Raw genomic sequence first — 1157 nt, 5'->3', positions numbered from 1 at the left:
CTCGTCAGCTAAAACACGGTTAAAACTAAGTGTTGAAAACTCAGTGTTGAAAACTCAGTGGCGTACAAGATTACGAAACCAAAACAAGCTTAGTATGAGAATTGATAGTGAATGACGCTGATAGTTGCCATAATTGTTTTTTAATGAATAAATGACTATTGAGGACTATTATGATAACTAAAAATTCAACGTTACAATTTTCACGACCTAGACTATTACGCTTGCCAACCATACTAACTGTCGGCGTACTAAGCACTGGACTACTTTTAACTGGTTGTAGCGATAATGACAATGTAAAAACAGAGACAGCAGACAGTGATACTCAAAACACCGCAGCTGTCGTTGAGACCTCTGAGGATGAGGCAGCTGAAGCAGAATTAACTAATGCTGACAATGCTGTTGAAAGTGAACAGATAGCAGCAGATAGCGTTGAAGAGGAAACTGCTATTGATAGTGATAATATCAATCCAGTTACCTCCTCTGCCAAGCAGAAAAGTCTAGTCACCAATCCTACTGAAGCTGGTACACCAGAAGATACTGTTAAAAAAGCGCTAAACAGCTTGTACTATGATGATGCAAAAAAATCTGCCTCTTATTATGAAGTAGATATGGCAAACTTTGAAGAGGAGCTGGCCAATACGCAGTTGGCTTTTCAGCAAACGGTCGAAGGCGTCACTATTACTGATACTACATATAATGATGATAAAACGCGTGCCACTATCACCGGTGAGCTCATGCTGAAAGACCAAAGTGAGCCTGCGCCACTGACCTATGAGCTGCAAAAGATAGATGGCCAATGGAAAATTTTAGGCTAGAACATTTAGGGTCTGTTATTAATTATGCGTTATCGGCCTTTGTTTGTTCAACTACCACGGTTTTACCAAGCATTACAACATCCGCGATAAACCCCTGCATATCACATACTTTTGGCATATAACCCCACTGCTCAAAACCAAGCTTACGAAACAGTCCTAAGCTTGGTTTATTGTGGGCAAAGACAAGCGCGACGACATTTTGAATTCCAAGATTTGGCGCTTGCGCCAGCATCCAGCGTGCGAGCAAACTGCCCAAGCCTTTTCCTTGGTAGCCTTGATGCAGGTAGATGCTAATCTCAGTGCTAATATGGTAAGCCGTACGAGCATACAAATCACTAAAGC

2 protein-coding genes are annotated in these 1157 nt (G+C 41.5%); one reads left to right on the top strand and one right to left on the bottom strand.

Annotation, left to right across the window (positions count from 1 at the left end; translation table 11 throughout):
- The first annotated feature begins 170 nt into the window (after positions 1-170).
- Positions 171-815 (top strand): hypothetical protein, encoded by a 645-nt coding sequence (locus tag ACS8FD_RS15870; protein ID WP_439261915.1) that lies wholly within the window; start codon positions 171-173, stop codon positions 813-815.
- A 22-nt stretch (positions 816-837) separates the two neighbouring features.
- Here ACS8FD_RS15870 and ACS8FD_RS15865 read toward each other — a convergent pair.
- On the bottom strand, positions 838-1157 hold a 320-nt coding region (locus ACS8FD_RS15865), incomplete at its 5' end, for a GNAT family N-acetyltransferase (RefSeq protein WP_439276557.1).

It is taken from the genome of Psychrobacter sp. 1U2 (assembly GCF_051847575.1).
This window is presented reverse-complemented; position numbering and strand designations above follow the sequence as displayed.

Coding starts and splice junctions, on each gene's coding strand:
- ACS8FD_RS15870 (WP_439261915.1), top strand. CDS start 171: ATGATAACTAAAAATTCAACGTTACAATTTTCACGACCTAGACTATTA.